Annotated in this window: 21 protein-coding genes and 1 pseudogene; all 22 read left to right on the forward strand. The window is 29.7% G+C overall.

Annotation, left to right across the window (positions count from 1 at the left end; all coding sequences use genetic code 11):
- Positions 1-25: 25 nt before the first annotated feature.
- The 22 genes and pseudogenes from RCG18_RS21575 (at position 26) to RCG18_RS21680 (ending at position 20,351) form a co-directional block, all read left to right on the forward strand.
- Positions 26-1,306 (forward strand): normocyte-binding protein, encoded by a 1,281-nt coding sequence (locus RCG18_RS21575; RefSeq protein WP_308038063.1) that lies wholly within the window; start codon positions 26-28, stop codon positions 1,304-1,306.
- Positions 1,303-2,001, forward strand: a complete 699-nt coding sequence (locus RCG18_RS21580) for a hypothetical protein (protein WP_308038064.1) — start codon at positions 1,303-1,305, stop codon at positions 1,999-2,001. Before RCG18_RS21575 ends, RCG18_RS21580 begins: the two co-directional genes overlap by 4 nt.
- Positions 2,002-2,028: 27 nt before the next feature.
- On the forward strand, positions 2,029-4,659 hold the full coding sequence (locus RCG18_RS21585) for a molecular chaperone (protein ID WP_308038065.1): 2,631 nt from the start codon (positions 2,029-2,031) through the stop codon (positions 4,657-4,659).
- A 29-nt stretch (positions 4,660-4,688) separates the two neighbouring features.
- A pseudogene (locus RCG18_RS21590) lies at positions 4,689-5,466 on the forward strand (hypothetical protein).
- 62 nt (positions 5,467-5,528) lie between these two features.
- Complete coding sequence (locus tag RCG18_RS21595) at positions 5,529-6,128, forward strand: hypothetical protein (RefSeq protein ID WP_308038066.1); 600 nt, start codon at positions 5,529-5,531, stop codon at positions 6,126-6,128.
- On the forward strand, positions 6,128-7,546 hold the full coding sequence (locus RCG18_RS21600; protein ID WP_308038067.1) for a contractile injection system protein, VgrG/Pvc8 family: 1,419 nt from the start codon (positions 6,128-6,130) through the stop codon (positions 7,544-7,546). The genes RCG18_RS21595 and RCG18_RS21600 overlap by 1 nt, the downstream gene beginning before the upstream one ends.
- Before the next feature lie 51 nt (positions 7,547-7,597).
- The gene (locus tag RCG18_RS21605; protein WP_308038068.1) at positions 7,598-8,197 is read left to right on the forward strand and encodes a hypothetical protein; all 600 of its coding nucleotides are present in this window, start codon (positions 7,598-7,600) and stop codon (positions 8,195-8,197) included.
- 13 nt (positions 8,198-8,210) lie between these two features.
- Complete coding sequence (locus RCG18_RS21610; RefSeq protein WP_308038069.1) at positions 8,211-8,735, forward strand: hypothetical protein; 525 nt, start codon at positions 8,211-8,213, stop codon at positions 8,733-8,735.
- 32 nt (positions 8,736-8,767) lie between these two features.
- Positions 8,768-9,163, forward strand: coding sequence for a DUF4280 domain-containing protein (locus RCG18_RS21615; RefSeq protein WP_308038070.1), 396 nt, complete (start codon positions 8,768-8,770; stop codon positions 9,161-9,163).
- A gap of 21 nt (positions 9,164-9,184) precedes the next feature.
- Positions 9,185-12,391, forward strand: coding sequence for an HNH endonuclease (locus RCG18_RS21620; protein WP_308038071.1), 3,207 nt, complete (start codon positions 9,185-9,187; stop codon positions 12,389-12,391).
- 26 nt (positions 12,392-12,417) lie between these two features.
- Positions 12,418-12,894: an SMI1/KNR4 family protein gene (locus RCG18_RS21625; protein WP_308038072.1), complete on the forward strand. Its 477-nt coding sequence runs from the start codon at positions 12,418-12,420 to the stop codon at positions 12,892-12,894.
- Between the two features lie 18 nt (positions 12,895-12,912).
- Positions 12,913-13,353: an SMI1/KNR4 family protein gene (locus RCG18_RS21630; protein ID WP_308038073.1), complete on the forward strand. Its 441-nt coding sequence runs from the start codon at positions 12,913-12,915 to the stop codon at positions 13,351-13,353.
- A 646-nt stretch (positions 13,354-13,999) separates the two neighbouring features.
- Entirely contained in the window at positions 14,000-14,440 is a 441-nt protein-coding gene (locus RCG18_RS21635) for an SMI1/KNR4 family protein (protein ID WP_308038074.1), read from the forward strand.
- 39 nt (positions 14,441-14,479) lie between these two features.
- On the forward strand, positions 14,480-14,776 hold the full coding sequence (locus tag RCG18_RS21640; RefSeq protein WP_308038075.1) for an SMI1/KNR4 family protein: 297 nt from the start codon (positions 14,480-14,482) through the stop codon (positions 14,774-14,776).
- A gap of 29 nt (positions 14,777-14,805) precedes the next feature.
- The gene (locus tag RCG18_RS21645; protein WP_308038076.1) at positions 14,806-14,964 is read left to right on the forward strand and encodes a hypothetical protein; all 159 of its coding nucleotides are present in this window, start codon (positions 14,806-14,808) and stop codon (positions 14,962-14,964) included.
- A gap of 316 nt (positions 14,965-15,280) precedes the next feature.
- The gene (locus tag RCG18_RS21650; protein WP_308038077.1) at positions 15,281-17,023 is read left to right on the forward strand and encodes an HNH endonuclease signature motif containing protein; all 1,743 of its coding nucleotides are present in this window, start codon (positions 15,281-15,283) and stop codon (positions 17,021-17,023) included.
- 17 nt (positions 17,024-17,040) lie between these two features.
- Positions 17,041-17,493 carry a YrhA family protein gene (locus RCG18_RS21655; protein ID WP_308038078.1) on the forward strand — a complete coding sequence of 151 codons (453 nt, stop codon included), beginning with the start codon at positions 17,041-17,043 and terminating at the stop codon, positions 17,491-17,493.
- Positions 17,494-17,842: 349 nt separating this feature from the next.
- Positions 17,843-17,998: a hypothetical protein gene (locus RCG18_RS21660; RefSeq protein ID WP_308038079.1), complete on the forward strand. Its 156-nt coding sequence runs from the start codon at positions 17,843-17,845 to the stop codon at positions 17,996-17,998.
- A 135-nt stretch (positions 17,999-18,133) separates the two neighbouring features.
- Positions 18,134-19,069, forward strand: coding sequence for an HNH endonuclease (locus RCG18_RS21665; protein ID WP_308038080.1), 936 nt, complete (start codon positions 18,134-18,136; stop codon positions 19,067-19,069).
- Positions 19,069-19,551 carry an SMI1/KNR4 family protein gene (locus RCG18_RS21670; protein WP_308038081.1) on the forward strand — a complete coding sequence of 161 codons (483 nt, stop codon included), beginning with the start codon at positions 19,069-19,071 and terminating at the stop codon, positions 19,549-19,551. The genes RCG18_RS21665 and RCG18_RS21670 overlap by 1 nt, the downstream gene beginning before the upstream one ends.
- A gap of 82 nt (positions 19,552-19,633) precedes the next feature.
- Positions 19,634-19,783: an HNH endonuclease gene (locus tag RCG18_RS21675; RefSeq protein ID WP_308042076.1), complete on the forward strand. Its 150-nt coding sequence runs from the start codon at positions 19,634-19,636 to the stop codon at positions 19,781-19,783.
- A gap of 28 nt (positions 19,784-19,811) precedes the next feature.
- Positions 19,812-20,351 (forward strand): SMI1/KNR4 family protein, encoded by a 540-nt coding sequence (locus RCG18_RS21680; protein WP_308038082.1) that lies wholly within the window; start codon positions 19,812-19,814, stop codon positions 20,349-20,351.
- Positions 20,352-20,422: the final 71 nt, after the last annotated feature.

Below are 20,422 nucleotides of genomic sequence, written 5' to 3' on the forward strand. Positions count from 1 at the left end.
TAAGAGAGTAAAGCAAGGTGATAAGATGGATAGTAAACTTTATGAGAAGTTAAATGAAATTAAAGACTTAGAGGATAGGGTATTGCTAAAAAAAATAATGAGTAGTGTATTTAATTCTTTAGAGCAATACACTGAAGATAGATTTAATGACTTAGAACAAAGAGTATTTAGTGAGATTCAATATGCAAAAGAAAAATACAATATTTATTCAACAATAGTAAAAAGAGAAAAGATGGACTTAACTGACGATTTTTTATATCCAATCTTATCAGAGGATATTGAAGAACAGGTATATGATACAAAAGAGATTATAGAATTGATTGAAAATAAAGAATCTAAAAATATGTTCAAGATTTTTCTTAAATGCGATTATTCGATTTTCAAGGAATTTATTAATAGTAATCTTAAAATAAAAGGAATTATAGAAACAGATAGGAAAGTTCATGAAGCTTATTTCAACGTATTTGAGAATAAAGAATATACAGACAAAGTAAGTAAATTATATAAAAGCTTTATAAATAGCAACATAAGATGGACAACCATTAATAATCCATATATTCATAAAATTGCAGATGTAGTTTTAGCAGGATGTAAAGATAAAATCGGAAATGATGAAAATATAATTAAAATTGAAGTGGATTTTGGAGAGTACAGCAAATACATAGAATATGACATGGTACCTCTTTGGAATATAAAAGAGTTGAAATTAAAATGCAGCGGTTTTCCAACACCATGTGTAGATAAAATTAATTATGAACATAACATTTCAATTTTAAAAGAAGGAGAAAAAAATGGATACTTAGTTGATTCTGAAAATGTAGATATTAACTATATTATGTTAACAAATGAATCAGTAGTAATATCTTCTAAAATAGATGAAGCAGTGTCTTGGAATTTATGGAGTGTTATAAATTATAATAAAATCAAAATTTATCAATATGAATATGAACTTATAACTAATGAAGTTAATGTGAATTTTTCTAATAAACTCTCATTTGAAAAACCATACACAATAAAGACAAAAACAGAACTTGCAAGAGTTATAAACTCCTATAAAGCATCCGAATATTTAAAATTTAATAATGTAAAATTAGAGGAAATTTGCAAAGAAGAAGTTAAAGAGAGCTATGAAGTAAATGATTTTATAATTGATGAACTAAGAGATGAAAATGTAAAGAGAGTTCTTACTTTGTATTTTGAACCAAGAGATAAAGACAATTATTTAAATAAAGACATTTTAAGCTTTTTAGTATCAGAAGTTCAATTAATTTATCCAGAATATAAATGTGAAGGAAGATTAATATGAAATATATTTGGGATATATTATTAAAGGCGGATCAACAAAAAATAAATAGAAAAAGAATAAAATTTGTGCCAGCTAAAATATGCAGTCCTTATATGGAAATTGCTTTTGATGAGCTTAATACTGCATCATTACCAGAAGACAATATTGTGGAAGTAAATGAGTGTTACAGATTTTATGAGATTTTTAAAGATTTATTTAACATTAATGTTGAGGAAAGTAAGGAACTTAGGGAAGTACTTCTAGATATTTTATTACATTATTTGGGAGAGTTAGATCTTAAAAGAGGATTGTGTAAAACAGAAGTTTATAAGAAGTTTTTAATGAAGGATATAGTGAATAAGGTATTTGGAGAAGAATTAGCTAATAAGATACATTACTTTGAAAAAGAAGAGTGTGATACTTTATTAAATGGGCTTATCACTTTATATAGTACAGGAGTATCCCTTCAGTTATTTAACAAGATTTTAAGAGAAGTATTTAAAAATAGCATAGTTTATTCAAATAAGGAAAAGCCAAAAGATATGTATATTTATTTAGATGAAGTATGGAACAAAAAACTTCAAAATAAAGTTGATGTTATAGTAGATACATTTGTACCCATAGATATGAAGCCACTAATCTTTTGGAATCGGCATTTTGGAATTTTAGGACTTAATAATACTATGATAATGGATGAAATAGTTATGGTTGAATAAAAGTAACTAAGAATTTAGGGGGATAATATGAGTTTATATTCATACAAGTTACATAAAGTAAATGAAGAAGAAAAGGAAAAAACTAAATATAAAGAAAAAGATTTAAGGCTCATGACTACATTCCAATTAAGAGAAATATGTAATAAAGAAAAGTTAGTAAAGAGCATAGTCAATCCTCTTGATAAAGAGGAGCTTATAAGACTCATAATGAAATATAGAGGCGAAAAAGACAGCAGGCTTATAAATCATTACATGATTGACGGCCTTGAGAAAATTGAGAGTTTTTTAAAGAGAAGTAAGAAAAATATAATTACTACTAAAAACATAGATTATCCAGGAAAGATAACCCTTTATGAGGATTTAGCTCTTGAGGTTTATGATAATTATGTTTTAAATAGCAATGAAAATTTAGAAGAAAGCAACGTACTTTTGGTAGACAATAACTTTAAAGTATGCAGTATATTTAACATAAAAAAGATAACACAAAATAATAAAGACAAGTATTTTCTAATAAAGAATAAAAATGTAGAAGCAAAAGAATCTGAAAGCAAGCATTATAGTCTTTTATTTTTTTCAGAAAAAGATTCAGAGCTGCTTTATGATATTTATGAAGGAAATACAACTTTTATGGATTCATCTATAAATTTTAATTGTTTTCCTATATTACAATTTGAAGTAAAGCCGTTAAATGAGACAACAATGCCGCTGGCAATTGATTTTGGAACATCAAATACAACAGCGGGTATTTATATAGATAAAGAAATATTCCCAGGGTTAAATGAAGATTTAGCAGAAAATCAGGAATATGCAGATTATGAAGAGGATAAAGTAAAATTCGTTAAAATAATAAATGAAATTAAAGAGAATGTAGAAATGACACCTCTTATACCAAGTATTGTAGGGGTTAAACATATAAATGAAGATAAAATAGAATACGTCTTTGGACATGATGCCATTATGGAATCTAAAAAGAGATATATGGATGATGGAATGAGTCTATTTTATGACATAAAGAGATGGATAAGTGATTTTGAAAAAAGTGAAAAGGTAATCGATATTAATGAAAAAACAACCTTTATAAAAAGAAAAGATATCATAAAAGCTTATTTGGAATATGTTATATCCTTAGCAGAACAAAGGTTTAAATGTAAATTCAAGAATATTTATATATCCTGTCCATCAAAGCAAAAACATAAATTCCATACTTTATTTAAGGATATATTAAGTGATTATACAGTTAAAAGTGAAAACATATTAGAAGAAAGTGTTGCTGTCCTATATAATACAATTTCTGAACTAATTGAAAGAAAAAAATATGTTCAAGGAGAATGGTATAAAGCTCTTATCATAGACTGCGGAGGGGGGACTACGGATCTTTCAGGATGCAGCTTTAGTATATCTAATAGTAGAGTTTCATATAAGTTAGACATAGAGACATCTTATGAAAATGGAGATACTGATTTTGGTGGAAATAATCTTACCTTTAGAATAATGCAGCTTATAAAGATTTTAATGGCAAATTCTTTAGCTAAGAGAGATGAAAATATAAAGAAAGCTATAATAGATGAATTTAAAATCGATATATTCAGATTTATAGACAAGTCTGGAATTAATGAATTGTATGAGACTTTAAATGAAGAATATGAAAAAGTAGAAGAGATAATTCCTACAAAGTTTCAATTATATGAAACTAGAAGCAAAGAAGATTATTGCAAGGTAAGGAATAACTATTATTTCTTATTTGACTTAGCAGAAGAAGTCAAAAAGCTATTTTTTGCAAATCCAGATATCCTAAATGTTATGTTAACACCTAAAGAAGTTAAAAATTCAGAAGATAACACAATAAGCTTTGATAAGTGGAAATTATCCTATGTGAATAAAAGTGGTTTACAAGTTGTAAAAGAAGCACCAGAAATTTCACTTAGCATATATGAGATAACTACCTTAATAAAAGGTGATGTTTATAACATAATAAAGAAGTTTTTAGAAACACTTTATGAAAATGATGAGTTATTTGATTATTCCCTTATTAAATTAACAGGACAATCTTGTAAGGTAGAGATATTTAAAGATGCTTTAAAAGAATTCATACCTGGAAGAATAATTGAAATTAATAAGAGTAAAAAAGAAGCTAAAGAAGAATATGAATTAAAGCTATCTTGCCTTAAGGGAGCATTAAAGTATTTATATGCCAGAAATTTCGGATATGCAGATATAAATATAGAAAGCAAAACACCAACACTTCCATACCTAGTAACAGCCTATACTCATACAGGAGAACAAAAGGTTTTAATTAAAGGTAAGGAAAAAGTTAAGGGCTTTATATCAAGATTTATGGATAGAATTCTTTTAAAGCTATATTTAAAAGATAATAATGATGCTGTTAAATATGAATACAATTATCAATTTAATGAAACAGAATTAGAAAGAACAGATGCAAGGACAATAGGAGAAATGTATCCTAATATAATTCAACATGAAACAGATAACATAGAAAACAACGAAATAAAATTCTTTGTATGGGCTGAAGAAGAGCTTTGGGGATTTTATGTACTTGCTGTTTTAAGAAAAGATGAGGAACTTTATATAGGAAAGGAAAAGTTTTTCTACTTTGAAAATGATAAATGGGAGCAAAATTTCTTTGATGGACTTAAGTAGTCTTAAGTTAGGTTTAGGAGGTGAAGGAATTGTTTGAAAATAATTATCCGCTTTTTAATAGTGGAAGGCTTTTAAAGATAGATATGTTAAAAGAGCTTAGGGATTTTCCGAGGGAATTCTTTGATGCTAGGTTAAAAAGATATTCAAATGGAATAATTTCTGGATGCGATATAGATGTAACTGATAACTACATAATTATCAAAAGGAATAATAAAATATGAAGATATTCTTTATATTTTAAAAGAGGATAAGAAGATTCAGTATGAATGTAATAACAAAATGATGATTTTAAAGGTGAAGTTTTTACCCCAATTAGGTGATCATGATTTTATAAATTATTCTACGGAAATTTATTTAGATGAGAGTTTAGAATTAAAGGGAAATGAACTTGAGTTATGCAGATTTAAGCTAAGACTTGGTGCAAAGCTTAGAGTTAATCATGTGGATTTTAATGATTTATGTACAGAGTACGATACAGTAAATACAATAAATGTACCCTATGCAGCTTATGGAGAAAGAAGTTTAAATCCTGATATTTTAAGACAATTTGGAAGGGAATTATTAAAATGCAATGTTGGTGAAGCTTGGGATATATCTTTTGGAATGACCTGTATCCAAAGCAAGGAGCCTATTGAGAAGGAAATAATAACAAATTATTTAGTATATAAATTGAACATTGAAATAAAAGATTACTCGAATGAAGAGTTATATTATTACCTTTTAGATGTACTAAATAGAGTAAAAGATGGACAAGACGGTAGTGGACGTAAAAGGAATGGAAGATTTAAGAAGATAATTATAGATTAAAAAATATATTAAATTATCTCGTTTTGTTAGTTAAATTATAAAACTATGGGAGGATGGGAAAAGTGGACAAGAGAGTTGATGAAAAAATCTTAGATTTTATAAGTGAAGCGGAAAAAAGAGAGGAAAAACGGAATATATGTAACGGTCCGATAAAAATTGGAGCGAGATATTATGAATTTGAAGAAAAAGAATTCTTTGACGAAAAGCTAAAAGTATATATCCCAAAAGATTTTGAGGATATGCCATTAGAAATAAGAAAATTTAAATATCCATCAGAAAGTCGACCAGAAATAATAAAGAGTAATGAAGAGGGAAGTACAGCAATAACTCTAAATATTATTGATAGTCCATTGGATGAAGAGAGCGTAGAAGAATTAAAAGATGGAATGAAGAATATTATAAGAAAATCTAATCCAGCTAATGTATTTTATGAAGATGGTATTCTAAAGGTTGATTCTAAAAATATAGGATATTTTGAATTTAAAAGTTCTGCAATAGATGACTTTTTATATAATTTAATGTTCTTTCTTGAATTTGAAGAGAAAACTTTAATGGGAACCTTCAGTTGTCTTTATAAAGATTATAAAGATTGGAGAGATGTTGCATATCAAGTTATTAATACTGTGAGAGTGGTAAAAAAAGAGAAGGGAGATGAAGATTAATGAGCGAGGAATATATGTATACTCAAGGAGATATTTTAATAGCACCTTATAAATTTCAGAAAATAACAAGATTAAAGGTAACTAGAGAATTAAATGGGCATGCAAAGCTCTATATAAGTGGAATAATTGATGAAGAAAGTGCTGATAAATATGTTGAAACAGCAAATGCAGAGGCAAGTATTTCAATGTCAGTAAAGGATGATAAAAATTCTATGACTAATGTTTTTCAAGGAGTAGTTACTAATATCCAAGTTAATGCAAATAAAGATGTTAGAACTTTAGAGATAGAAGCTTTAAGCAGAACTTTTTTAATGGATATAAAGAAAAAGAGCAGAACATTTCAAAATGAAAGCTCAAGTTATGGAGATATTTTTAATATTGTAAACAGTGGATATAACAATCTTCAAATGTTAGATAGTATTACAAATGGAACTAAAATAGACAAGCTACTGGTTCAATATAAAGAAACAGATTGGGAATTTATAAAAAGATTAGCTTCACATTTTAATGTTCCAGTAGTATCAGAATGTCAATTAGATGATATGAAGTATTCAATAGGAAATTCAGGCTGCTGCAAAACCTATAAGCTTGATGAATTTAACTATTCAATAAAAAAGAATCTACAAGAATATAAGCTTAAATCAGAAAATGATATTACCAATTTAGATGACATTAATTTAATAAGTTACGAAGTAGTAACAAATAAAATAATGTATTTATATAATTTAGTTAACTTTAAAGGTAGAAGTCTTTATATATACAAGTCAGAAATGGAACTTGTGAATGGTGTAATCTTAAATAAATATATATTAAGAGATGGGAAGGGAATAAAAGTAAGGAAAATTTATAACAACAAGATAGTAGGCATATCTTTAGAAGGAAATATTTTAGATACAAAAAATGATGTAGTTAAAATTAATTTACAGATAGATGGAAATCAAAATAAAAGTGGAGCAAGATGGTTCCCCTATTCAACAGTTTATTCATCACCAGATGGCACAGGCTGGTACTGTATGCCTGAGGTTGGTGATTCGATACGACTATACTTCCCAGATAATGAAGAGAAAAATGCATACGCAATAAGTTCAACCAATCTTAAATCAGGTAATTCTCAAAAACGTAGTGATCCATCAGTGAAAAGCATAGGAACAAAGTATGGTAAAGAAGTAGTGATGAAGCCAGGAGCTGTAGAAATCATAGGGAACGGAAATTTACTTATGAGATTAACAGATGATGGTGGAATAGAAGTTAAGAGCAATAAAAAAATAGTTTTGGATGCTAAACAGGATATTGAGATAACTGGTGGAGGAAAGGTATCGATTCAAGGAGATAGTGGAGTTGCTTTAACTCAAGCAGGGGCTAACATGAATATACAAGATAATGTAACTATGAGTGGTGGAAAGGTCAAGATTGAGTAAGTGATTTTATTTCAACGAAAATTACCAAAAGGGGGAGGTGGAAAGTATACTATGATAATACAAGCAAATAAAGGAGAAATATTAGAAGAATTTCTAGAAAAGTATGTGGTTGATAGATGGATTAATGAATTTCTTGAAATTGATGAAATGTATAAGAGTGATAAAGATGCTATAGAAGAAAATTTAATTTCAACATTTGATGAGGTATGTAGGCAGGCTATAGGTCTTCAGGAAAAGCAATTAAAGGGGGGAATTAAGTATATATATTTCTCTTTACTTAGAACTAGTATTCTTGAAAATAGAGGGGAATACAGAATTGATTTGTATGATAAAAATTGGTTTTTGGATAAGGAAGAATGTTCTATAAATATAGATTTAAACTTTATTTTCGATTCAATTTTCAAGCATAGGGAAGAACTTAAAGAAAAGAAAAAAGAGTACGGAAAAAATATAACTGATATGGATATAGAGAATATAATGCTTAAAGAAATTGATAAATATCATGTTTTAGCAGTGGAATTTTTAAAGGGTATGATAGAAAGATTTACAGAAACATCTTCCTATGCAGAAATGAAAAAAACAGAAGATATCATGATATTAGCAGGAGAATATATGGATGCGACGGAGGCAATATATCCTGAAAAAGAATAGAGAAGGAGAACTTATGGATTATTTTTTATTAAAGCAAGATGAAAGATATATAAATACTCCAAGACTTATTGATGTATTTAAAAAAATTAACATAAAAAATCTTAATCTTTTAAATGCTCACAAAATTGAAGACATTACAATATTTGAAGTTAGTGCTGATGACAACTGTGAGTTTCTGGATATTTTAGATAGTCAATTGTTTTTAATATTAGAAGGTATGAAAAAGATAATTGAAAAATATGATAGGGATATTTTATTTAAAAGCTTAGCACTTATTGATTCACTTCATGATAGACAGGAAAATTATTTTTTACCTATATTTGAAGAGGTTGAATCTCTAAGTGATAATGCAGAACTTAATTTAGATAAAACAGTAGTTAAAAAAATAGTGTTAGATAAAGAAAAAATTCAAGGTAAGAAGATTTTTAAAATAAAAGAGAGTTTAAAGCCATTAATAGTAGTAAGACTTGATGTTGCTGAAAGTTTGTTAAGGCGTGACTTTAAAGGAATAAAACTTGAGAGACTTCAAGTTGAATAAGCTTAAAACTTAGAAATAGGAAGTGAAAAGATATGAGTGGTGGAGACAATTATTATATAGTTAGAGGAGCAAAAATGAGATGTGACAAAGGAACCCATGCAAGAAAAATAAATCTTCCAGTAAGTCATGGCTCATATGTAGCTGAAAAACCTATGATGAATAAAACTGATAGAAAGGAAAAAAACATAAGCTACTTTGGAATATGTAATGGTGGATGCCCATCAAGTGGAGGAAATATTTGTCTAATAGCAGAAAATGGACAAACCATTGAAGGAAAGAAATGCTGTGTACAAATATTAAAAGACTGGATGAATGTAAAAGAAGAAACATTAGTTGAAGGAGAACCAGCTCTTACAACAGATTCAGTGCTTATATGTAAATATGGAGGAAAAATAAAATTTGAAACAAATGGTCAAGAGAAAGAGTAAATAAAAGAAAGGAGAAAGTAAATGGGGGTACTTCATGCACTAAGAGTTAAATCTCCTTGTCAATTACTGCGTATAGAAGACATAAGAATTGATAATAAACCTAATGAACATGGATATTTATATTTAAAATGTTTAATAGATGATTCAATTAATTTTCAATCTGCTATAAATGCGTCTACTAGTGATAAAATATGTATTTATGAAGAAACAGAAGATGAAAATGCAAGTAATGAAAGTCCTGTAAATATTAATGTAGTAAACGAAAGCAAAAGTAAGATACTATTTAATGGAATAATAAGCAGCATAAAGACAACAAATAATAGTGGAATATACTATTTAGAAATAGAAGGAATGACATCAAGCTTTGAGCTAGATATAAAGGAAAAAAGCAGATCCTTTCAAAATGCTAACATGACATATGATGAGCTTATAGGAATAATTTTAAAGGATTATTCAGGATACAGCTATACTCAATGCACAGCAGAGGGACAAACAATAGGAAAGCCATTATTTCAATATAAAGAAACTGATTGGAACTTTTTAAAGAGAATAGCTAGTGAGTTAAACTCAGAATTATTTTGTGATATAATGGAAACAGGCAACATGGTTTATTTTGGGAGACCAATTAAAGCAAGTTATGAATTAGAAGATATGGGGTTTTATAAAGCTTATAAGAATTTAAAGAGATTCCATGAAGCAGGTGGAATTGAAGCAGGACACGATACAGATTACTTTTATTATGAAATAGAGAGAAGAGAAAAGTATGAAGTTGGAGACAACATTCGGTTTAAAAATAAGGAGCTTTATGTAAATCAATATTCAGCTCATGCTTTAAAGGATGAAGTAATTTATAAATATCGTCTGTGCAGGAAAAACGGTATATGGCAAACAAAAATTTATAATTCACTTTTAAGTGGAGGGTCTCTTGAAGGAAAAGTTACCGCTGTAGAAGGTGAGAAAGTAAAGCTTCAGCTTGATATAGACAAAGGACAAAGCAAAGAAGCCGCCTGGTTTCCCTATGCACCGCCTACCGGAAATGCAATGTACTCAATGCCCGTAGTTGGAACAAGTGCAAGACTCTATTTTCCAAATGAAAGCAGTGAAGCACCAATTGTAACAGGCTGTGTAAGAAAAAACGGAAGCAACTGTGCTAAAACAGCAGATACAACTAAAAGATATTTTGGAACAGAACATGGTAGCGAAATAGAAATGACTCCAGGTGCATTAAACATAAAGGGTGGATCAAAAGAACCCCTCAGTATAAGCTTTGATGATAATGTAGGAGTAACCCTTAAAAGTCCTAAAAAACTAAGTTTAAATGCAGATGGTGAAATAATAATAAAAACACCGCAAAGTGTCAATATAAAAGCACAAAGTCAGATACTTGCAGCCAAAACAGGTACGCAAAGTGGTTTTTCAATAGAAAGTGAGTTTCATTTTTTAGGAACTAGTGCAATAAATAATGGAAGAGATAGAGAAACCTATGAGCCATTTAATGATGAACCGAAGGCAGGGCAAAAGGTAGAGAAGAAAGAAGAGAAGAAACAGGAAAAGAAGGAAGAAAAGAAAGGATTTAGTTGGGGAAGATTAGCAGTAGGCGTATTAGCAGCAGTAGCAGTAGTCGCTGTTGTAGCTACTTGCGGAATAGCGGCAGTATTCTTAGGGGCTGCTCTTGGGGCATGTATAGGTGCAGCATGTGCAGTAGCAAGCACTGCGATATCTGACAAGATGAGTGGTACGCAAAGTAGTCTGGGAACGTATGCAAAAAATGCCCTAAAGGGAGCTGCTACAGGTGCAGTATCTGGAGCTATATTTGGTCCTCTTGGAGGTTTTAGCAGTGCAGGCGGATTTATGGCATTTGCTGGAATAAATGGCATGGTCGATAGTCTCTTAAACCAAGCAATTGATGGAAAGTTTAGCTTAGGTCAAACATTGTTTGATGGACTTATTGGGGCTGCTACAGGAGGACTATTACATGGAGCAGGAAAACTTATATCAAAGGTTTCACCTTATGTAACTAAATCTATTGGAAAAGTACTAAGTAAATTATCTAGTGGTGCTAAGGATATATTAAGTAAAGTATCTGGAAAAGCAGATGATATATTAGGTGCATTTAGTAAGACCAGTAGAGAATTATTTGATACGGTAGCAAGTAAAGCTAATAATGTAGTAACTAGCATAAAGAATAGTGCTCAAGATCTGGTGGATAGAGCAGCTAATAAGTTTTATGAGGTAACTACTAGGATTGATAATAAAGTTCAAGATGCCCTTAATTATGTAAAAAAACCAGTTGATATATTTTTAAGTGAAAATGAATCTGCATTGCAGAAGTTAGCTAAAGGTTTAGATGATACTTTTGCACCTAGAAGAGTAGTAATAACACCAGATGGACATAGATATACTATACCTGAGAGTGGTACTAAATTTCAAGATTCTGTATCTAAAATGGTTGGGAAAGCTAAGGATAATTTAGAAAAAAGCTTGTCACCAGCAGAAAGAGCTGCAAAGAGAGAATTTTTAAATATAAAAACAACTGAAAATGGTGGGCCTGATTTTTCAGAATCTAAATATATAATGAAAAATGAAAATGGTGACCCTATAATTGCTACAATAGAGATGTCTGGTTCAAGAAGTAAAGATTTTACTAGAGCATTTGATGATGTTGATATTCCGTCGGACAAGAGAAAGAAAATATTAGCGGATTATACATGGCATCATATTGATGATTATGATGAGGCAACGGGAAAATGTACAATGCAATTAGTACAAAAAGATGCCCATGTAGCAACTTATCCACACAAGGGGTCATGTGCTCAGTATGATAGTATACATGGTGAGACGTATAATAAAAAATATAAGGGTAAAACTCCAAAGGAAAAGGCTGCTGAAAATGGATTTGAAATTAATGAAACTGAAAATGGCGGAGCAGATTTTGCTAATACCAAATATATGTATGTGACTGAATCAGGAAAAGAAGCAACTGTAAAAATAAAGATGAGTGGTAAAAGATCTGAAGATAGAAAAATGATTTTTGATAAGTTGGGGATATCAAAAGAAGAACAAAAAACATTATTAAAAGAGAACAAAGTATTTTATTTAGATGATTTTGATCCCGATACAGGTAAATGTACAATTCAAATTGTGGATAAAGAAGCATATGATGCTGTGAAAAGTTATGCAGGAGCACAGGCACAGTATAAAGCTAATACAGGAATACAATATAAATAAGATATATTTAAAGGAGAAAACAGTTTATGTATAATAATAGAATGTTAGACGTTGAAAGTAAAATAACAGAAAATGATTTGAAGGATATAGAAGACACTTATAATATAGTTTTTCCAGATAGTTTTAGAAAGCATTATTTAATGTATAATGGAGGATGCCCTGAAAAGAATATTTTTATTGATAAAGATGGAGATAAACAAGAATGCGGATATTTTTATGCAATAAGACGTGATGATGGGAGAAAAGGTCTAGAATTAAAAAGTATGTTAAAAGTTAATTTTGATGAGGAATCAATATTTCCAAAGTGGTTAGTTAGATTTGCTGATGATATTATGGGGGTGGAATATTGCTGGAGTCTTAGGGAAGAAGAATATGGTGCTATATATTATTGGAATTGTGATGTGAATTTAGGTGATGATCCAAGTAAATCTGATGATTATGCAGTGTTCTTAGCAAATTCATTAGAAGAATTTATGAATTTACTGGTAGAAGATGAAGAATAATAGATAAGGAGTGGAAATATGTATACTAATAATAAAATTTTAGAAAGTAAAAAACCAATAACTGAGGAAGATATAAAGTATGTTGAAAATAAATATAAATTTTCTATGCCAGAAGATATAAAAAAGCATTATTTAAAGTATAATGGGGGATATCCTGAAAAATCAATGTATACAACTGATAGAGGTGATGAGTTTATTGTTAACTGGTTCATACCTATAAAAAGCGATAAAAAAAGCTCAGAATTAGATGCAGTCTTAGGAGTTTTAAGAGAAGATAAAGTTATACCTGATTGGCTTATTCCATTTGCAGATGAAGCTGGAGGAGATTTTTATTGTTATAGTTTAAGAAAAAATGAATTGGGCGCTATTTATTATTGGTCACATGAATTTGATGATGTTGTGTACATTACAAAATCATTAGAAGAGTTTTTGAATAATATGGTGGAATTTTCATATTAGTAAGATAAATCAATATAGTTTGGAAAGTGTAAAAACAAAATCTATCTACAGTCTTTTAATATGATTGTATGGTAGATTTGGAACAATATACTTATGAAAATAAGCAATTTGAAATGAAAGAAATAAGTGTTCCAACTATTGAGTATCAAGAGAAAATAAAAAAATGCAAAATAATGTAGGATGTAGTTAGTTGGTAAGAATGGTTTAATGCAAAAGTTACTAAAAGATGTTATTCAGCAATTACTTGAAGCTGAAATGGATGAACAACTCATCAGAGAAAAGTATGAATGAACATGTAGCAGTGGTAACAAAAATTATCGGAATGGATATTCTAAAAAAAATATCGAAAATACACTCTAAAATCAGCAAACAGATATTAAAAATAAGTTTCAATGTTAGGTGCTATGGGAAACATGGCAGAGTCATCAAAAACATCTTTTAGTACCTGATTTAAGCTAATAGCAAAACTTCAATGGATGCTAAAATGGTGTCCGTTGGAGTTTTTCTTTCTAAGGTCCAATTTGGACGTAATAGGGCAAAGGAATTGAAAAAGAGCAGCAGAGACTTGTGCAAGAAGGTGCTGAAATATTAAGAAGAAACAATGAGAAATTGGTGATATAAAGAAAATTATGTAGGGGATGATATAATGATAAAAATTGCATGGGAACGTGTAGTTGGAGGCGTTGATGAAAAAACTATAGCTAAAGTTGAAGAAAAACTTTCAATAAGGTTTCCGCAGGAATACAAAGAGTGTGTAATGAAATATAATGGTGGACATCCAGTACCAAATATTTTTTATTTTACTGATGAAGGAGAGGGATGTTTTGATCACCTTTTAAGTTTTACATCCGATCCTAATATAGAAGATGTTTATGATATTATATCTGATTATGTGCCAGAAGGTATTATTCCCTTTGCAACAGATCCGTTTGGTAATGATATATGTTTTGATTACAGGAAAAATAAGCAACGACCAAATATTGTTTTTCGAAATCAAGATGAAATAGGAGATGAAGCTATAGAATTTATTTGTGAGACATTCACAGAATTTCTAGAAAATTTACATGATGAGAATCAGATACAATAATTAAAACTGATAAAACCGTCTATTATGAGGAGGTAGATTATGAATATTGATTTAGAGTATTCTTTTAGAGATATAAGTTTATATGATATTAATAATTTTGAAAAAAAATATGGAATATCTTTTTCACAAGATTATAAAAAATTTTTGCTGGTGAATAATGGTGGTAAAACTGGTAAAAGGAGGAGGTTTAGAACTAATGATAAAAATAAAGAAGGAAGAGTAACATCATCAATATTATTATTTTTTCCCGTTTCTGATGAAATTGAAGAAAATTTAGAAAATAAATATAAATTGTTTAATATTAGTAAAATTATTCCAAATAATTTTTGCCTATAGGAGAAGATCCAAGAAAAAATTTGATATGTATGTCGTTAGATGGAGATGATGAAGGAAGCGTGTATCATTGTGAAATGGATTATAATGATTATTTAAAAGAGCAAATACAATTAGAAGAAAATCATATTAGGTTAATTTCAAAGAGTTTTACAGAATTTATTGAAGGATTGTTTATACCTGAGACATAAACAATCTAGATGTTAGTTTTAAGTATACAGAAAAAGCGCAGCTAAAAGACTAATATAATATTAATATGCTTTTAAAACAACAGAGGATTTAATTAAAAAAATAAATGAAACCAAAAAATAAATTTATAGATACTAAGAAAGAGATAATTTTTTTTGTTGAATATTATCTCTTTATAGATTTAGCTAAACAATGATTATAGTTCTAGCTGTAGAAGGTGAAAAAGTAAAACTTTATCTTGATATAGACAAAGGACAAAACAAAGAAGCCGCCTCCTGATTTCCATATGCACCGTCTACAGGAAATGCAACGTACTCAATGTCTATAGTTGGAACAAGTGCAAGACTTTATTTTCCAAATGAAAGCAGTGAAGCACCAATTGTAACAGGCTGTGTAAGAAAAAACGGAAGTAGCTGTGCTAAAACAGCAGATACAACTAAAAGATATTTTGGAACAGAACATGGTAGCGAAATAGAAATGACTCCAGGTGCATTAAACATAAAGGGTGGATCAAAAGAACCCCTCAGTATAAGCTTTGATGATAATGTAGGAGTAACCCTTAAAAGTCCTAAAAAACTAAGTTTAAATGCAGATGGTGAAATAATAATAAAAACACCACAAAGTATAAATATAAAAGCACAAAGTCAGATATTTGCAGCCAAGACAGGTACACAAAGTGGTTTTTCAATAGAAAATGAGTTTCATTTTTCAGGAACTAATGTAATAAAAAATGGAAGCGATAGAGAAACATATGATCCATTTAATGATGAACCAAAAGCAGGCCAAAAGATAGAGAAAAAACAAGAGAAGAAACAGGAAAAGAAGCAAGAGAAGAAAGGATTTAATTGGGGGAAATTAGCAATTGCCGCAGTAGTCGCAGTAGCAGTGGTAGCATCAGTGGCTACATTTGGTTTAGGTGCAACATTAGCAGTTGCAGCAGTAGGGGCAATAGCTATAAGTGCAGCGGCAAGTGCTGCCCAAAGTGCAGGAAATAATATTAACTCTCAAGTATCAAAAAACGGAGGTGACCCCTCCAAAATTGATTATGGTGAAGTACTAAAGGCAGGATTTTGGGGCGCTGTGACTGGTGCAACTAATATGTTTAAAACAGAAGTATATGCTGGTGCAGACTGGTCTATTCAAACCTTTTTAGGCATGGTAGGGATTTTTAATAAAGCAACAAAATATCTGCCTTGGAATTTTTCAAATATGACTACTCAAATGGACCTTAATAGAGCAGATGAAAACATTAATAATGTATCTAATAAAATACATCAATTTTTTAGGGATAAAGCACCGTATAAAACAGCATTTGATGCTGCAGAATTTGTGTTAGATGTAGCAATGATGGCAGATGGTGTAAATTCAATCGCCAATATAAGTAAGAGGTTACCAGGAAAATTATCAGTAGCTAAATTATCGCTTGAAGGAATTGGTGTTCAAATACCTGTATTATGTATAGATGGGGCAACTTCTATAGCTACCTTAGGTGAAATGTCATCTATAGCAAGAGCTGGTGCTGTGATTTATGAGGCGACTTCTAATTCTAGTGGTGGTAGTGGTAAAGCTAGTAATAGTTCTTCTAATAAAAATGTTGAAACTAATGATACTAATGGGGTTACACAAGCTGATTTTACTGGTAAATTAAGAGGTGAAAATGTTACGTTAAAGGATGTTAAGACAAAGAAAATATCATATATAAAGAGAGATACAGCTGAGTTGAATGTTTTAAGAAATGATTTTAATAAATCCGTTAGAAGTGATTTTTTACAGGATTTATCTAAAAATGTAGAGTATTTAAAAAAAGCAGATTTTTCAGAAAAAGATATTTTGAAAATGCAGAATGGAAGAGTACCAGATGGGTGGCAAGTTCATCATAAGTTACCATTAGATGATAGTGGTACAAATAGTTTTGATAATTTAGTTTTAATAAAAAATGAGCCATATCACAAGGTTATAACAAATTATCAAAATTCTTTTGCTAAACAATTAAAAATTGGTGAAATAAAGAGCGTTAATTGGCCAGTGCCAGAAGGTAACATATATCCTAAAAAACATTAAAGTGGGAGTGAAAGAATATGTGGAAAGATAACCTAAAAAAAATAATAAATGAAAAGAAAATGTATGATGAAGAAGTAAACTTGGGCGCTTCTAAAGAGGAAATTAATAAATTAATTACAAAAGCAAAAGAAAAATTAGGAGTAGAAATACCAAAGGAATACTTAGATATTATATCAAAGGTAAATGGAATTGAGTTTAATGGATTTATTTTATATGGTGTAGATGAGGATTTACTAGAAAATGAAATAAATCAAAATATATATGGATTGATTGATTCCAATCAAATATGGTATGAAAATGAAGAACAAAAGAAGTATTTATTTTTAGGTGAAAGTAATATTAGTTGGTATGTTTATGAATATGAAAATAAGAGTTTCATAGAACTTGATAACCCATCAGGAGGAGAAAGTAATAAATTTAATAATTTTTATGATATGTTTAATAAACTATTATTAGATGCGGTGATGTAGTGTTTAACTGCATAATTAATAAATAATTGAATGCAAGAGAAATAATCGTAACAAAGTATAATTAAATCAATATAAGTAATGAAAATTGAAACTGCAATTGAAAGAAAATATACTTTTAACTGAAATGTCGATACTTCAATAGTGTCGATATTTTCTGTTTCAATAGAAGGTGAAAGGTGATAGGAAATTAAAATTTTTTAGTATCTCACTATATAAAAGTATTGATAAAGGAAATCTTAACTAATCAATACTAATACCTTTAGGAGCATATAATAAGGGAACTTTTACAGGTGCAGTATCTGGAGCTATATTTGGTCCTTTTGGAGGTTTTAGCAGTGTAGGTGAAATCATGGCATTCGGTGGAATAAATGGCATGGTTGATAGTATTTTAAATCAAGCAATTGATGGGGAATTTAGCTTAAAGAAAACGTTGTTTGATGGACTAATTGGAGCTGCTACAGGAGGACTATTACAAGGAGCAGGAAAACTCATATCAAAGGTTTAACCTTATGTAACTAAATCTATTGGAAAAGTACTAAATAAATTATCTAGTGGTGCTAAGGATATATTAAGTAAAGTATCTGGAAAAGCAGATGATATATTAGGTGCATTTAGTAAGACCAGTAGAGAATTATTTGATATGGTAGCAAGTAAAGCTAATAATGTAGTAACTAGCATAAAGAATAGTGCTCAAGATCTGGTGGATAGATCAGCTAATAAGTTTAATGAGGTAACGACTAAGATTGATAATAAAGTTGATGACTTATTACGAGCAGGTGCAGCAAAAGCAGATGATGGATTAAATGCTATTAATCAAGCAAGATATAATGTTAGAAAAGCTCTTGGCTTAGAGAAAGAATATGCTATAGCAGGTGGGGGAAATTTCAGTAGCCCACCAGAAGAAACATCATTCTTTAAGAATCAGATTTCTAAGATGACTGGAAATTCTGGAGATAAATCTAAATTCTATAAAGGTTACAGAGGAAATAACGAATTTGATAAAGTAGATTATGACGCTGTAGTTGCTACGGGAAGGGATAAGTCGGGAAAAGTAGTAGCAAAGTGGGTTATACCAAAAGGATATGAAAGCGTAGATGACTTTTTATCAAAAGTGGATGATACTACAATTGAAAATTATGGGTATAAAAATTTAGATGAGTTTAGGAATGCTGTAGAAAATGTAAATGAATCACCTTCCAATACTATTATCAATCAGTCACTAGCAGGCAATGCTTATACAAATGGTTTAGAATACGATATTTTAGGATTTCCAATATTTAAAGGTGATAATTTAAAGTTTGAACTTAATTTACCAAATAATTCAATTAAAGCTTCAGATCCTGAGCAATTTACCGCTTGTACTAAAGAACTTGAGAGAGCTATAATTGATGGTACTATTCCTGAAAGTATGTTTACTTCAAATCAGTTACAAGATATTATTGATGGAATGCCTCGAATTGAAGGTTTAACTTGGCATCACCATCAAGTTACTGGTAAAATGCAATTGGTTAATGCAAAAATTCATCAAGCAAATCATTTAGAAGGAAACATTATGTGGGGAGGAGGAATACGATAATGAATAAAATAAAGTGGAGAAGGCCAGGTACTCCGTTAGTAAGAGAAGAGATTGCAAAAGTTGAATGCTTAGTGGGATATCAGTTTCCTAACGATTATGTTAGTTGTGCACTTTTATACCATGGTGCAAGTGCAATCCCTTATTGCATAGATGTGAATAATCGAGAAAGGTTTTTTGCAAACTTGTTATCATTTTCTGATGAAAGTGTGGATAATATTATTGAAATTTACAATAACTGTAAAGAAAGATTAAAGAATGGGATAGTTCCATTTGCATGTGATCCATCAGGAAACTTATTCTGCTTTGATTATCGTAATGATAAGAAAAATCCATCAATCATTTTTTTAAATTATGAATTGAGCGTTAATGCTTCAGACTATTCTATGAATGACTTGAAAAGAATTAACTTGGAAGAAGTTCAAGAAAAGGCAATAGAGTTTATTTGTACTAGTTTTACAGAACTATTGAATATGTTGCATTAGTAATTTGAAATTCAAAGAAAAGCAATAGCTTATGTAGCAGATTCATTTGCAGACTTATGAATAAGTTACACTAGCAGAACAGATCAGAGCTGGAGAGGAAAGAATAGATAAATATATTTGGCATCATAATCAAGTGACAGGTAGGATTGAATTAGTAAAGGAACCTATTCATAAAGCATCAAGGCATACAGGTGGAAAAGCACTGTGGGGAGGGGGAAAGGAAAATAGATAAATATAATAATATATATGGAGATGATTAAATGAATGAAAGAATTAATTGGAAGATTTATGATGAACAGCCACTAGATCGATCAGTGATTGAGAATGCTGAAAAAAAAATAGGATTCAATTTTCCAGAGGAATATAGAGAATGTGTAATAAAATATCATGGGGCAAGACCAGTTCAAAATTTATTTGACGTTGAAAATATGCAAAGGGTTTTTGGTAAATTTTTTGGTTATGATGAGAGTGATAGTTGTTCGTTATTAAATTACTATTTTGATGAAACAGATGAGCAGTGTGGAATAATTCCTCCAGATGTAATACCTTTTGCAGATGATCCAAGTGGAAATTATATATGTTTTGATTATGGGGAGAACCGAGAAAGTCCTAAAATAGTATTTCTAAATCAAGATGATTGTGTATCATTAGAGATAATTGATGGTGATTGGCGAGAATCTGGGATAGATATTGATGAATATAAATCAGAAAAAGAGGCTATACAAGCATTGCAACGTAAAACTTTACAATTTGTAGCAAATTCTTTTGAAGAGTTTTTGGATATATTATATGAAGAATAAAGAGGAGATTATAATATGAACATAAAGTATGATGTTTTAGGATTTCCGATATTTAATGGAACTAATATTAA

Origin of the sequence: Clostridium sp. OS1-26, from assembly GCF_030915445.1 — a bacterium.
Taxonomy (GTDB): domain Bacteria; phylum Bacillota; class Clostridia; order Clostridiales; family Clostridiaceae; genus Clostridium_AM.